This is a genomic window from Pseudomonas sp. GD03858 (assembly GCF_029840925.1).
In the GTDB taxonomy this organism is placed as follows: domain Bacteria; phylum Pseudomonadota; class Gammaproteobacteria; order Pseudomonadales; family Pseudomonadaceae; genus Aquipseudomonas.
Genome location: NZ_JAOCDM010000043.1, coordinates 1 through 13424, shown reverse-complemented (window position 1 = coordinate 13424; position 13424 = coordinate 1). Strand labels below are relative to the sequence as shown.

The 13424-nt window shown below is 65.0% G+C and carries 14 protein-coding genes; 8 read left to right on the top strand and 6 right to left on the bottom strand.

Annotated features, from left to right (window positions below; genetic code table 11):
* Positions 1–93: 93 nt before the first annotated feature.
* A complete protein-coding gene (pyrE, locus tag N5D48_RS13390; protein ID WP_279884894.1) occupies positions 94–735 on the bottom strand; it encodes an orotate phosphoribosyltransferase in 642 nt (213 codons plus the stop codon).
* A gap of 80 nt (positions 736–815) precedes the next feature.
* Between pyrE and N5D48_RS13385 the strand changes: the two genes are divergently transcribed.
* Entirely contained in the window at positions 816–1595 is a 780-nt protein-coding gene (locus tag N5D48_RS13385) for an exodeoxyribonuclease III (protein ID WP_279884892.1), read from the top strand.
* Positions 1596–1643: 48 nt separating this feature from the next.
* On the opposite strand, the gene N5D48_RS13380 is transcribed toward N5D48_RS13385, so the two are convergent.
* Both N5D48_RS13380 and rph read right to left on the bottom strand, forming a co-directional pair.
* Positions 1644–2012, bottom strand: a complete 369-nt coding sequence (locus N5D48_RS13380; RefSeq protein ID WP_279884890.1) for a DUF4870 domain-containing protein — start codon at positions 2010–2012, stop codon at positions 1644–1646.
* Positions 2013–2036: 24 nt separating this feature from the next.
* A complete protein-coding gene (gene rph, locus N5D48_RS13375; RefSeq protein ID WP_011536403.1) occupies positions 2037–2759 on the bottom strand; it encodes a ribonuclease PH in 723 nt (240 codons plus the stop codon).
* 225 nt (positions 2760–2984) lie between these two features.
* Between rph and N5D48_RS13370 the strand changes: the two genes are divergently transcribed.
* Together N5D48_RS13370 and gmk are read left to right on the top strand one after the other, a co-directional pair.
* A complete protein-coding gene (locus N5D48_RS13370) occupies positions 2985–3848 on the top strand; it encodes a YicC/YloC family endoribonuclease (RefSeq protein ID WP_279884888.1) in 864 nt (287 codons plus the stop codon).
* A gap of 13 nt (positions 3849–3861) precedes the next feature.
* Entirely contained in the window at positions 3862–4482 is a 621-nt protein-coding gene (gmk, locus tag N5D48_RS13365) for a guanylate kinase (RefSeq protein ID WP_279884886.1), read from the top strand.
* A gap of 110 nt (positions 4483–4592) precedes the next feature.
* Here the strand turns inward: gmk and N5D48_RS13360 are convergent, their stop codons facing one another.
* The 3 genes from N5D48_RS13360 to N5D48_RS13350 form a co-directional block, all read right to left on the bottom strand.
* On the bottom strand, positions 4593–6134 hold the full coding sequence (locus N5D48_RS13360) for an APC family permease (RefSeq protein ID WP_279884884.1): 1542 nt from the start codon (positions 6132–6134) through the stop codon (positions 4593–4595).
* A 113-nt stretch (positions 6135–6247) separates the two neighbouring features.
* Positions 6248–7021, bottom strand: coding sequence for a gamma-glutamyl-gamma-aminobutyrate hydrolase family protein (locus N5D48_RS13355; RefSeq protein ID WP_279884882.1), 774 nt, complete (start codon positions 7019–7021; stop codon positions 6248–6250).
* Positions 7022–7025: 4 nt separating this feature from the next.
* Positions 7026–8369 carry a glutamine synthetase family protein gene (locus N5D48_RS13350; protein WP_279884933.1) on the bottom strand — a complete coding sequence of 448 codons (1344 nt, stop codon included), beginning with the start codon at positions 8367–8369 and terminating at the stop codon, positions 7026–7028.
* Positions 8370–8616: 247 nt separating this feature from the next.
* Between N5D48_RS13350 and N5D48_RS13345 the strand changes: the two genes are divergently transcribed.
* The 5 genes from N5D48_RS13345 (at position 8617) to N5D48_RS13325 (ending at position 13391) form a co-directional block, all read left to right on the top strand.
* Positions 8617–9492 carry a LysR family transcriptional regulator gene (locus N5D48_RS13345; RefSeq protein ID WP_279884880.1) on the top strand — a complete coding sequence of 292 codons (876 nt, stop codon included), beginning with the start codon at positions 8617–8619 and terminating at the stop codon, positions 9490–9492.
* 278 nt (positions 9493–9770) lie between these two features.
* Positions 9771–10034: a DNA-directed RNA polymerase subunit omega gene (rpoZ, locus tag N5D48_RS13340; protein ID WP_008091595.1), complete on the top strand. Its 264-nt coding sequence runs from the start codon at positions 9771–9773 to the stop codon at positions 10032–10034.
* A 59-nt stretch (positions 10035–10093) separates the two neighbouring features.
* Positions 10094–12202 (top strand): bifunctional GTP diphosphokinase/guanosine-3',5'-bis pyrophosphate 3'-pyrophosphohydrolase, encoded by a 2109-nt coding sequence (gene spoT, locus N5D48_RS13335; protein WP_279884878.1) that lies wholly within the window; start codon positions 10094–10096, stop codon positions 12200–12202.
* A 23-nt stretch (positions 12203–12225) separates the two neighbouring features.
* Complete coding sequence (locus N5D48_RS13330) at positions 12226–12606, top strand: RidA family protein (protein WP_028689951.1); 381 nt, start codon at positions 12226–12228, stop codon at positions 12604–12606.
* 59 nt (positions 12607–12665) lie between these two features.
* Positions 12666–13391, top strand: coding sequence for a hypothetical protein (locus N5D48_RS13325; protein WP_279884875.1), 726 nt, complete (start codon positions 12666–12668; stop codon positions 13389–13391).
* Positions 13392–13424: the final 33 nt, after the last annotated feature.

Genomic DNA, 13424 nt, shown 5'->3' with positions numbered 1-13424 from the left:
TGGGAGCGGGTTCACCCGCGAAAGGGCCGGAACAGGTGGCACAAAAAAGGCGACCTTCACAAGAAGGTCGCCTTTTTCATTTCCGGGCCAGGATCAGATCCCGTACTGCGCCCGATACGCCTCGACCGCCGGCAGGTGCTGCTTGAGCTGCGGATCGTCGGCCAGGAACTCCAGCACCTGGGTCAGCGAGACGATGCTCACCACCGGGATAGCGAAGTCGCGCTCGACTTCCTGGATCGCCGACAGCTCGCCATTGCCACGCTCCTCGCGGTTCAGCGCGATCAGCACGCCGGCGGCCTTGGCCTGCTGGGCACTGATGATCTGCATCACTTCGCGGATCGCGGTGCCGGCGGTGATCACGTCATCGATGATCAGCACGTCACCGGCGAGCGGGGCGCCGACCAGGCTGCCGCCTTCGCCGTGATCCTTGGCTTCCTTGCGGTTGAAGCACCACGGCACGTCGAGCTGATGCTGCTCGGCCAGGGCCACGGCGGTGGCCGCCGCCAGCGGAATGCCCTTGTAGGCCGGGCCGAACAGCACGTCGAAGGGGATCTTGCTGTCGACGATGGCCGCCGCGTAGCAACGCCCCAGCTGGGCCAGCGCGGAACCTGTATTGAACAGGCCGGCATTGAAGAAGTACGGGCTGGTACGTCCCGATTTCAGGGTGAATTCACCGAAGCGCAGAACGCCGCGATCGATGGCAAAACGGATGAAGTCGCGCTGATACGGCTGCATGAAAGGTCCCGGACACCACGGATTTAGCTAAATGTGTTGAGCTCGGGTATCATACACGCACGAGATTTTTGGGGCCATTTATGCGGATCATCAGTGTGAACGTAAATGGCATTCAGGCTGCGGCCGAGCGTGGATTGCTCAGCTGGCTGCAAGCCCAGAATGCCGACGTCATCTGCCTTCAGGATACCCGCGCCTCGGCCTTTGAACTCGACGACCCAGCTTTCCAGCTCGATGGCTATTTCCTTTACGCCTGCGACGCGGAGGTGCCCACCCAAGGTGGCGTGGCACTGTACTCGCGCATGCAGCCCAAGGCAGTCATCACCGGCCTGGGCTTCGAGACAGCCGATCGCTACGGGCGTTATCTGCAAGCAGATTTCGACAAAGTCAGTATTGCCAGCCTGCTGCTGCCTTCGGGCATGAACGGCGACGAAGACCTGAACCAGAAGTTCAAGTTGATGGACGACTTCGCCAAGTACCTGGACAAGCAGCGTCGCAAGCGTCGCGAATACATCTACTGCGGCTCGTTCTACGTGGCGCAGCAGAAGCTCGACATCAAGAACTGGCGCGACAGCCAGCAGGCCGTCGGTTTCCTGCCGCCGGAGCGTGCCTGGATGGATGCGATCACTGGCGAAATGGGCTATGTCGACGCCTTGCGCGAAGTCAGCCGCGAAGGCGACCAGTACAGCTGGTGGCCGGACAACGAACAGGCCGAGATGCTCAACCTGGGTTACCGGTTCGACTACCAGATCCTCACCCCAGGCCTGCGCCGCTTCGTGCGCAATGCCCGCCTGCCGCGCCAGCCGCGCTTCTCCCAGCATGCGCCGCTGATCGTCGACTACGACTGGACGCTGACCATCTGAAGATGGCGCGCACAAAAAAGCCGACCCTTGGGGTCGGCTTTTTTGTGCCTATCTGATCGGTCGCCAGATCCAGGGATAGCGATACGGCTTCCCTTCGTTGGCCCTGACCGCCGCCAGGATGATCAGGATCAGCACCGCCACCATCAGCGCGGCGAACAGCACGATGCCGATGACCACGAACATCAGCAGGAAGCAGACGAACCCGGCGATGGTCACGCTGATCTGGAAGTTCAGCGCCTCCTTGCCCTGGCTGTCGATGAACGGATCCTGCTCACGCTTGAGGTGCCACAGCACCAGCGGGCCGAGCAGATGCCCGAGGGGCATCACCAGGCCCAGCAACGCGGACAGGTGACAGAACATCGCCCATTGCCGGACATCGGCGCTGGGCGGGGTGATCGGCATGTCCACATCGTTCATGTTCGGCACCTTCCTGGCGTGTCGTCAGTCGGCCAGCGCGGCCTGCTGCAGCTCGAAGATCTCGCCCATGCCTTTCTGCGCCAGCGCCAGCATGGCGTTGAAGTCCTCCGGCTGGAACGGCGCGCCTTCGGCGGTGCCCTGCACTTCGATGAAGCCACCGGCGCTGGTCATGACCACGTTCAGGTCGGTCTCGGCGGCGGAGTCCTCGAGGTAGTCGAGGTCGAGCACGGCCTCGCCCTGATACATGCCCACCGACACCGCGGCGATCATGTGCTTGAGCGGGTTGCCGCCCTTGAGGCCGCCACGCTTCTTGATCACCGCCAGCGCGTCGCACAGGGCGACCATCGCACCGGTGATCGAAGCGGTGCGGGTGCCACCGTCGGCCTGGATCACATCGCAGTCGACGTACAGGGTGATGTCGCCGAGCTTGCTCATGTCCAGCGCGGCGCGCAGGGAGCGGCCGATCAGACGCTGGATTTCGAGGGTGCGGCCACCTTGCTTGCCACGGCTGGCCTCGCGCTGGTTACGCTCGCCGGTCGAACGCGGCAGCATGCCGTATTCGGCGGTCAGCCAGCCCTGGCCCTGACCTTTGAGGAAGCGGGGAACACCATTCTCGACGCTGACCGTGCAGATGACCTTGGTGTCACCGAACTCGACCAGTACCGATCCCTCGGCATGCTTGGTGTAGTTGCGGGTAATGCGGATCGAGCGGAGCTGATCGGCGGCGCGACCACTTGGACGTTTCATCTGGGATACCTGTACCGGGACTTTGAATCTGCCGAGCATTATAGAGCCCGGCGCCCGGCGAAGGCACGCCTGTCGTCGTACCCGCGCATCCTGTCGCCTTTTCCGACAGGCCCTCGGAGGGTCGGTAGCATGGGTGGATTGGGCGCCCGGGCCGCACTGCGCTACAATCCTGCGCCTTGCAGCCGACAGGCTCCCCCGTTCACCTGATTACGCGAGGTACTCCCCATGGTGCATAGCATGACCGCTTTTGCTCGTGTCGAGCGCGCTGGCAGCCAAGGCACCCTGATCTGGGAACTGCGCTCGGTCAACCACCGCTATCTCGAACCCCACCTGCGCCTGCCCGAAGCCCTGCGCGACCTCGAAGGCGCCGTGCGCGAGGGGCTGCGCCAGGGCCTGTCGCGGGGCAAGGTCGAATGCACCCTGCGCCTGAGCGAGGACAACGCCGGCAAACCGTTGCAGGTCGATCGCGAGCGCGCCGCGCAACTGGTCGCCGCCGCCGAGACCGTCGCCAGCCTGATCAAGCAACCGGCACCGCTCAATCCGCTGGAAGTACTGGCCTGGCCAGGCGTGCTGGTGGCCGATGCGACGGATCCGCAGGCGCTCAACGCCGAAGCCATCGCCCTGTTCAATGACGCCCTGAGCGAGCTCAAGGCTGGTCGTCAGCGCGAAGGCGCGGAACTGGCCCGACTGATCAACGAGCGCCTGGACAGCATGGCCGGCGAGGTCGCCACCCTGCGCGCCCTGGTGCCGCAGATGCTGGCCGCGCAGCGGCAGAAGATCCTCGACCGCTTCGGCGACATGCAGGCCGAACTCGACCCGCAACGCCTGGAGCAGGAGATGGTCCTGCTGGCGCAGAAAAGCGACGTCGCCGAAGAGCTGGACCGTCTCAGCACCCATGTCACCGAAGTGCGCCGGGTGCTCAAGTCCGGCGGTGCCGCCGGCCGGCGCCTGGACTTCCTGATGCAGGAGCTCAACCGCGAAGCCAACACCCTCGGCTCCAAGGCCTTCGACCCGCGCAGTACGCAGGCGGCGGTCAACCTGAAGGTGCTGATCGAACAGATGCGTGAACAAGTACAGAATATCGAGTAAGGCCACCCCCACCATGAATCACAGCAGCGGCACCCTCTACATCGTTTCGGCCCCGTCCGGCGCCGGCAAGACCAGCCTGGTCACGGCCCTGATCAAGGACGACACGCACGTGCGCGTCTCGGTCTCGCACACCACCCGCGCCATGCGCCCGGGCGAGGAGCACGGGGTGAACTACCACTTCGTCGTCCACGAAGAGTTCAAGGCGCTGATCGCCAAGGGCGACTTCCTCGAGCACGCCGAGGTGTTCGGCAACTTCTACGGCACCTCGCGCAGCGCCCTGCAGGAAACCCTCGACCAGGGCTACGACCTGATCCTGGAAATCGACTGGCAAGGCGCCCAGCAGGTGCGCAAGCTGATGCCCGAGGCACGTTCGATCTTCATCCTGCCGCCGAGCCAGGAAGCCCTGCGCCAGCGCCTGGACGGCCGCGGACAGGACAGCGAGGAGATCATCGCTGGGCGCATGAAGGAAGCGGTCAGCGAGATGGTGCACTACGACGAGTATGAGTACGTCATCATCAACGATGACTTCGACGTGGCGCTGGAGGAATTGAAGGCGGTGTTCGCCTCGAACCGCCTGTTGCTGAAGAAACAGCAGGCGCGGCATGGTGAGCTGCTCAAGCAGCTGATCGGCTGAAGACCGCCGGGGCCTCTGCGAGGCCCTATCGCGACACAAGGCCGCTCCTACAGCGCTGTACCTGTAGGAGCGGCCTTGTGTCGCGATAGGGGCGCAGAGCGCCCCCAGCTTCATTCCTGCAGCTGAATGGTCGCCTGCTGACGCAGGGTAGCCCCCAGGAAATACGCCGGCGCCCGCAGCCGCGACAGCATCATCAGCACGATCCCCAGTGCCGAGATGATCGCCGCGATCACGAACACCAGCCCCAGCCCGCCCACATGCGAGCCGCTGCCGAAGTCCGGCGAAGCGCTGTCGATCGCCGTGCGCACGAAGATCACCGACAGGATCACCCCGCCCACCAGCGGGCACACGCCGCGCATGAAGAAGTGGCGCACACTGTCGAACAGGCTGCGGCGGAAGTACCACACGCAGGCGAACGCCGTCAGCGAGTAATAGAAGCAGATCATCATGCCCAGCGCGGTGATGGTGTCCGCCAGCACGTTCTCGCTGAGCGTGCGCATGGTCACGTAGAACAGGCCCGCGGCAATGCCAGCACAGATGGTCGCATAGCGCGGCGTCTGCGAACGCGGGCAGACCGTGGCGAAGCGCTGTGGCACGGCGCCGTAGTACCCCATGGCCAGCAAGGTGCGCGCCGGCGAGACGAAGGTCGACTGCAGCGAGGCGGCGGTGCTGGCCAGCACGGCGATGGACATCAGGATCGCCAGCGGCCCCATGACCGGGCCGGCCAAGTGGGCGAACACGTTCTCCTGGATGCGCGGGTTGCCCAGGCCCAGGCCCTGCTCGCTGATCCCGGCGAACTGCAGGGTGGCGATGGCGGTGAGCAGGTACAGGCCGAGGATCAGCAGCACGGTCCAGGTGGCGGCCTTGCCCGGCACCTCTTCGCTGCCGACCGACTCTTCACTGACGGTCAGGCACACGTCCCAGCCCCAGAAGATGAAGATCGACAGCGACAGGCCGGCGGCAAAGGCCGAGAACGACTCGACGCCGAATGGATTGAACCAGGCAAGATCGAATGCCAGCGGTGGCGGCGCCGTGGTCTCGCCGAAGGCGGCGAACGCGAAGCCGATCAACACCAGCAGCTGCAAGGCCACCAACCCGTACTGCACGGTCATGGTGGTGGCCATGCCACGGCAACAGATCCACACAGCCAGGGCGATGAACACGCAACAGGTGCTGACGTTGATCAGCAGGTTGTCCGCCAGCGCCGCCAGCTCCTGGTTGCCGGTGATCTGGGCCAGGAACAGGTAGAAGAAGTCCACCGCCACGCCCGCCAGGTTGGACAGCACGATGGTGGTGGCGACCACCAGCCCCCAGCCACCGATCCAGCCGATCATTGGACCGAAGGCCCGGGCCGACCAGGTGAAGGAGGTGCCGCTGTCGGGCTCGGCCGAGTTCAGCTCGCGGTAGCCCAGGGCCACCAGGAGCATCGGCAGGAAGCCGACGATGAACACCGCTGGCAGGTGGGCGCCGACTTCGCGCACGGTCGGGCCTAGCGCGCCGGTCAGGGTGTAGACCGGGGCGATGGTGGAAATGCCCAGCACGACGCTGGCCAGCAGGCCGAGGCGGCCCTTGGCCAGGCCCTTGCCGCGCTGGGTGTTGCCCGAGTCGGACGCCGCGTCGGGCGGGCGTCCGGCTTCTGTGTATTCATTCATGAGTCTGTGCCGTAACTATTGGAATTGTTCTCACAGGCCCGCCGTAGAGGGCCCGCTTTCACTCATTGAAAGCTCGTGGTGGGGGCACGGTCATCCAAGACCTTCGGCTAACGTCAGCGTGTTTCCTGACGCACACCCTCCCGAGCAGCATGGGCAATGCAAGCCTCGCGAAACGCCTCGAACAGGCGCAGCGAGACCGGGTTTTCGGCGAAACGCCATTCAGGGTGCCACTGCACGCCGACTACAAAGCCCGGCGCATCAGGCATCGACACCGCTTCGATCAGGCCATCCGGGGCCCGTGCCTCGACGCGCAGGCCCGGAGCCAGGCGGTCGATGCCCTGGCTGTGCAGCGAGTTGACCTCGAACTGCCCAGCCAGGCCCAGGCGCTCGAACAACCCGCCCGCGGTGACCGCGACAGGATGACGAGGGCCGTATTGCACCTCCAGGGGTGCGTCCTCAGGTTCGCGGTGGTCCAGGTAGCCGGGCAGTTCCTGCACGCGCTGGTGCAGGCTGCCGCCAAGGGCCACGTTCAGTTCCTGGAAGCCACGGCAGATGCACAACACCGGCACACCGGCGGCAATGGCCGCCTGCAGCAGCGGCAAGGTCAGGCGATCACGTGCAAGATCGTGCCGGGTACCTTCCGCGCTGGGCGCGCCATTGTAATGATGCGGCTCGACATTTGAAGGCGAACCGGTAAAAAGAATGCCATCGAAGCGGGCCAGCAGCGCCTGGGTGTCGCTGCCGCCGTCACGCGCCGGCAGGATCAGCGGCAACCCGGCAAAGGCTGCGGCCTCGACATACTTGTCGCCCACCGTGTGCGACGAGTTCTTCCCCACCTGCTGGCGGCAGGCGCTGACACCGATCAAGGGGACCGCAATTGCGCTCATGGGCTTACACCGTGTGCAGGTACCAGTTGTACTCGAGGTCGGAGATCGACACTTCGAACTCGGCCAGCTCGCTCTCCTTGCAGGCCACGAAGATATCGATGTAGTCCGGGCTGATGTATTGGTTGAGGATTTCGCTGTCGTCCAGCGCGCGCAGGGCGTCGCGCAGGTTGTTCGGCAGGCTCTGTTCCAATTGCTCGTAGGCGTTGCCTTCGATCGGCGCGTCCGGCTCGACCTGGTTGGTCAGGCCGTGGTGGATGCCGGCGAGGATCGCCGCGAGCATCAGGTACGGGTTGGCGTCGGCACCGGTCACGCGGTGCTCGATGCGCACGTTCTCGCTGCTGTCGGTCGGCACGCGGACCGCCACGGTGCGGTTGTCCAGGCCCCAGCTCGGCGCGTTGGGCACGTAGAACTGGGCGCCGAAGCGGCGGTAGGAGTTGATGTTCGGGCACAAGAACGCCATCGACGCCGGCATGGTCTCCAGCACGCCACCAATGGCGTGGCGCAGGGTGTCGCTCTGCAACGGGTCGGCGTTGGCGAAGATGTTCTTGCCGGTTTTCTTGTCCAGCAGCGAAATATGCACGTGCAGGCCGTTGCCCGCCTGACCTGGGTAGGGCTTGGCCATGAAGGTGGAGTCCATCTCATGGTCGTAGGCGACGTTCTTGATCAGGCGCTTGAGCAGGATCGCGTAGTCGCAGGCCTTCAGCGGGTCGGCGACATGATGCAGGTTCACCTCGAACTGCGCCGGCGCGCTTTCCTTGACGATGGCGTCGGCCGGCAAACCTTGTTCCTTGGCGGCTTCGAGCATGTCCTGCAGGCAGTCGGCGTATTCGTCGAGATCATCGATCAGGTACACCTGGGTCGACTGCGGGCGCTTGCCCGAGATCGGCGAGCGCGGCGGCTGCGGGCGGCCGTTGAGGTTGTCCTGGTCGATCAGGTAGAACTCCAGCTCGAACGCGGCGCAGATATCCAGCCCCAGGTCGTCGAACTTGCTCACCACCTGGCGCAGGACTTCCCGCGGATCGGCGAAGAACGGCGCGCCGTCCAGCTCGTGCATGGTCATCAGCAACTGCGCGGTCGGACGCTTCTGCCATGGCTCGTCGCAGAGCGTACCGGGAATCGGGAAACAGATGCGGTCGGCATCGCCGATGTCCAGGCCCAGGCCGGTGCTCTCGACGGTCGAGCCGTTGATGTCCAGGGCGAAGAGCGAGGCCGGCAGGTTGATGCCCTTCTCGTACACCTTGTGCAGGCTGGCGCGCTCGATGCGCTTGCCGCGCACCACCCCGTTCATGTCGGAGATCAGCAGGTCGACGTACTGGGTATCCGGATGGGCATCCAGGAACTCATTCATCTCGCGGGAAGAACTGGCGCACGGGGAGACCGACGTCATGGCTGTACATCCTTTGATTCGGAGCGGCGATGTGGGGAACTGCGGATGACGCCTCGCAAGGCGACGATGGTGCTGCTGTTGTTCTTTTCACTGACCCATCGTTGGGGGCTGGTTGCCGACCGGCTGCATTGATTCCCGGGGGCCGTTTCACTATAAAATGGCCCCAACGCAACAGACATTGGCATTTCGGCAAGCAGAGCGTGCATCGATGCAATATCAGATCAACCATGCGGACCTCGCCCTGGTCCTGGCACTGGAGCGCGGCCGCTCCCTGGCCAAGGCCGCCGAACTGCTCAAGGTCGACGTTTCCACCGTGTTCCGCTCGATCCGCCGGCTGGAGTCGGCGCTGGGCACCGCGCTGTTCGTCAAGAGCCGCAAAGGATACCTGCCCACCGACACCGCCCAGGCCCTGGCCGAGCAGGCCGAGCGCGCCGAACAGGCGCTGGACGCGGCACGCATCGCCCTGACCAGCGGCGAGCAGGTGGTCAGCGGCACCGTGCGGCTGACCTGCACCGAGGCGGTGCTGCACAGCCTGCTGCTGCCGGCCCTGGCCGAGTTCATGGCCAACTACCCGGCGCTGTCGCTGGAGATGGGCACGTCCAACACCTTCGCCAACCTCAGCCGCCGCGACGCCGATATCGCCCTGCGTCTGACCAACACGCCGCCGGAACACCTGGTGGGCCGCTGTCTGGGTTCGACCTCGTACGTGGTCTGCGGCCAACCGGCTTTGCGCGAGCGCTTGCAGGAATCCGCCACCAGCGTGCCATGGATCGCCCCCGACGACTCCATGCAGGACCACGCCACCGTGGTCTGGCGCAACCAGCATCATCCAGGGCTGATTCCACGCTACCAGTGCAGCGGCATGTCGACCATCGCCCAACTGGTGACCACCGGCCTGGGCGTGGCGGCGCTGCCCGACTACATGGTCCACGACCTTCCCGGCGTCGAGGCGCTGAGCGGCCCGCTGCCCGGCTGCGATACCCAGCTGTGGCTGCTGACGCGGCCCGACTGCCGCGCCCTGCGCTCGGTGCAGACGCTGTTCGAGGAGCTGACTCCGCGCCTGCGCGACGCAATGTTGCGTTAACGCGTCAAGGGCGGTTGTGTCGGCGATGGACGGCAGGCTATTGTCGGGCATCGGCGGTTGGCCCCAGTCGTCTGGATCGACCCTATCGCGGGGCAAGCCCGCTCCCACGTTGCCCGTTTCGGGAACACATTCGTGGGAGCGGGCTTGCCCCGCGATAGAGGCGCCACAGGCACACCCGACAAAACAGCCCTTCCCTATTGGCTGGTGATTTTTTAAACTATCGAGTCCGCCTGCCCATTCTGGGCGCACGCCTACCGCATTTGCTACTGAGGAAGACCATGGCCCGCGTAACTGTTGAAGACTGCCTGGAACACGTGGATAACCGCTTCGAGCTGGTCATGCTCTCGACCAAGCGCGCCCGCCAGCTGGCTACCGGCGGCAAGGAACCACGCGTTGCGTGGGAAAACGACAAGCCGACCGTCGTCGCCCTGCGTGAAATCGCCGAAGGCATCGTCACCCCAGAGTTCATCGCCGCCGAAGAGATCGTCACCGAGGATCCGGTATTCGCCGCGTTCGAGGACGAGAACAACGAGGCCGTCTGATTGATGCCCAGTCGACACCGTGCGGCGCAAGGCCCTCTTCTTCCGCAAGAGGTGAAACCATGCCGGGTATAGAAGCCCTCGCCGAACGGCTGTCGACCTATCTGGGCCCCGAACAGGTCAACCTGGTTCGCCGGGCCTACTTCTACGCCGAGCAGGCCCACGATGGCCAGCGCCGCCGCAGCGGCGAGCCCTACGTGACCCATCCGCTGGCGGTCGCCAGCATCCTCGCCGACATGCACATGGACCATCAGAGCCTGATGGCGGCCATGCTGCACGACGTGATCGAAGACACCGGCATCGCCAAGGAAGCCTTGAGCCAGCAGTTCGGCGAGACCGTCGCCGAGCTGGTCGACGGGGTCAGCAAGCTGACCCAGATGAACTTCGAGACCAAGGCCGAGGCGCAGGCCGAGAACTTCCAGAAAATGGCCATGGCCATGGCTCGCGACATCCGCGTGATCCTGGTCAAGCTGGCCGACCGCCTGCACAACATGCGCACCCTCGAAGTGCTGTCCGGCGAAAAGCGCCGGCGCATCGCCAAGGAAACCCTCGAGATCTACGCGCCCATCGCCAACCGCCTGGGCATGCACACCGTGCGCGTGGAGTTCGAGGACCTCGGCTTCAAGGCCATGCACCCGATGCGCTCGTCGCTGATCCACCGAGCGGTGAAGGCCGCGCGCGGCAACCGCAAGGAAATCGTCGCCAAGATCGAAACCTCGCTGGCCAACTGCCTGGCCGCCGACGGTATCGAGGGCGAGGTCAGTGGCCGGCAGAAACACCTCTATGGCATCTACAAGAAGATGCGCGGCAAGCGCCGCGCCTTCACCGAAATCATGGACGTGTACGCCTTCCGCATCATCGTCGACAAGGTCGACACCTGCTACCGCGTGCTCGGCGCCGTGCACAACCTGTACAAGCCACTGCCGGGGCGGTTCAAGGACTACATCGCGATCCCCAAGGCCAACGGCTACCAGTCGCTGCACACCACGCTGTTCGGCATGCACGGCGTGCCCATCGAGATCCAGATCCGCACCCGCGAGATGGAAGAGATGGCCAACAACGGCATCGCCGCGCACTGGCTGTACAAATCCAACGAGCAAGAGCAGCCCAAGGGCAGCCACGCCCGCGCCCGCCAGTGGGTCAAGGGCATCCTCGAACTGCAGCAGCGTGCCGGCAACTCGCTGGAATTCATCGAGAGCGTGAAGATCGACCTGTTCCCGGACGAGGTCTACGTCTTCACCCCCAAAGGCCGGATCATGGAGCTGCCCAAGGGCTCCACCGCCGTCGACTTCGCCTACGCGGTGCACACCGATGTCGGCAACAGCTGCATCGCCTGCCGCATCAACCGCCGCCTGGCGCCGCTGTCCGAGCCACTGCAGAGCGGCTCCACCGTCGAGATCGTCAGCGCCCCGGGCGCGCGCCCCAACCCGGCCTGGCTCAACTTCGTGGTCACCGGCAAGGCACGCACGCACATTCGCCACGCCCTCAAGCAGCAACGCCGCTCCGAGTCCATCAGCCTTGGCGAACGCCTGCTGAACAAGGTGCTGACCGGCTTCGACAGCAGCCTGGAGAAGATCCCCCAGGAGCGCATCCAGTCGATTCTTGCCGAGTACCGCCTGGAGCTGGTCGAAGACCTGCTCGAAGACATCGGCCTGGGCAATCGCATGGCCTACGTGGTCGCCCGACGCCTGCTGTCCGCCGAAGGCGAACAGCTGCCGGCGCCGGAAGGCCCGCTGGCGATCCGCGGCACCGAAGGCCTGGTGCTCAGCTATGCCAAGTGCTGCACCCCGATCCCAGGCGATCCGATCGTCGGCCACCTGTCGGCGGGCAAGGGCATGGTCGTGCACCTGGAAGACTGCCGCAACATCAGCGAAATCCGGCATAACCCCGAGAAGTGCCTGCAACTCTCCTGGGCCAAGGACATCACCGGCGAGTTCAATGTCGAGCTGCGTGTCGAGCTGGAGCACCAGCGCGGCCTGATCGCCCTTTTGGCGAGCAGCGTCAATGCCGCCGACGGCAACATCGAAAAAATCAGCATGGACGAACGCGACGGCCGTATCAGCGTGGTCCAACTGGTGGTCAGCGTGCGCGACCGCGTGCACCTGGCCCGCGTGATCAAGAAACTGCGCACCCTGACCGGCGTGGTCCGCATCACCCGGACACGTGCGTAGTCCGCCAACCGCAAGGAGTCATCATGAGCAAGACCGTCATCACCAGCGACAAGGCCCCTGCCGCCATCGGCACCTACTCGCAAGCGATCAAGGCTGGCAACACCGTATACATGTCGGGCCAGATCCCGCTCGACCCGAAGACCATGGAGCTGGTCGAGGGCTTCGAAGCCCAGACCGTCCAGGTGTTCGAGAACCTGAAGTCGGTCGCTGAAGCCGCTGGCGGTTCGTTCAAGGACATCGTCAAGCTGAACATCTTCCTCACCGACCTGAGCCACTTCGCCAAGGTCAACGAGATCATGGGCCGCTACTTCGAGCAGCCTTACCCGGCCCGCGCCGCCATCGGCGTGGCCGCGCTGCCGAAGGGCGCCCAGGTCGAAATGGACGCCATCCTGGTCCTCGAGTGATGCCCCCGGTGACGGGCGCCCCGCCCGTCCCCCCCCTCTCCTGCCCCAAGGTCCCCACCATGCGCCACGCATTGCCTCTCGCGCTGGCAGCCCTGCTCCTGGGCGGCTGCGCCAGCCACAAACCCGAAGACTTCAACGGCACCTGGATCAACCAGGCCGCCATCGACGCCGCCGTCAAAGGCACCAGCCTGCGCCAGGCCCTCGACGCCCAGGGCCCGGTGTTCGAATGGAAGATCGACGTCAAGAACCAGCAGGCCAGCTTCAGCAATGGCTTCGAGGCTGCCGACGGGCGCCTGAGCGCCAACGAGAAGGACTGGCAGGTCAGCTTCGAAGGTGGCCTGGTCGAACAGCTCAAGCTCGACGGCGATGAGTTGCTGGCGACCGACCCGTCCGGTCACCAGCAAACCTTCGTGCGCAGCGAAGGCCCCCAGAACACGCCGCTGGGAGGCAGCTTCGAGAAAGCGCTGTACCAGCAATACCTGGGCGGCGACTGGAAGATCGTCGAAGGCCAGGGCAAGGGCGCCGTCGTGCGCTTCAGCGACACTGGCAACATCACCGGCCTGCCTGGGCCGGACCGCTTCGCCCTGTGCCTGGCCGGCGATTGCGCGACCATGGGCGAGGGCAACGACAGCCTGTGGCTGGAGCGCAACCAGCGCGGCGCGCCGTGGATCTTCAAGCGTGACGGCGACACGCTGGAAATCTTCCAGGCAGTGAACCGGGCCAAGCCGGATGAAATGCCGGAACTGGCCGCCGGCGCGCGGCAGTGGGTGCTGGAGAAAGACTGAAGCACGCACACGACCCCTGTAGGAGCGGCCTTG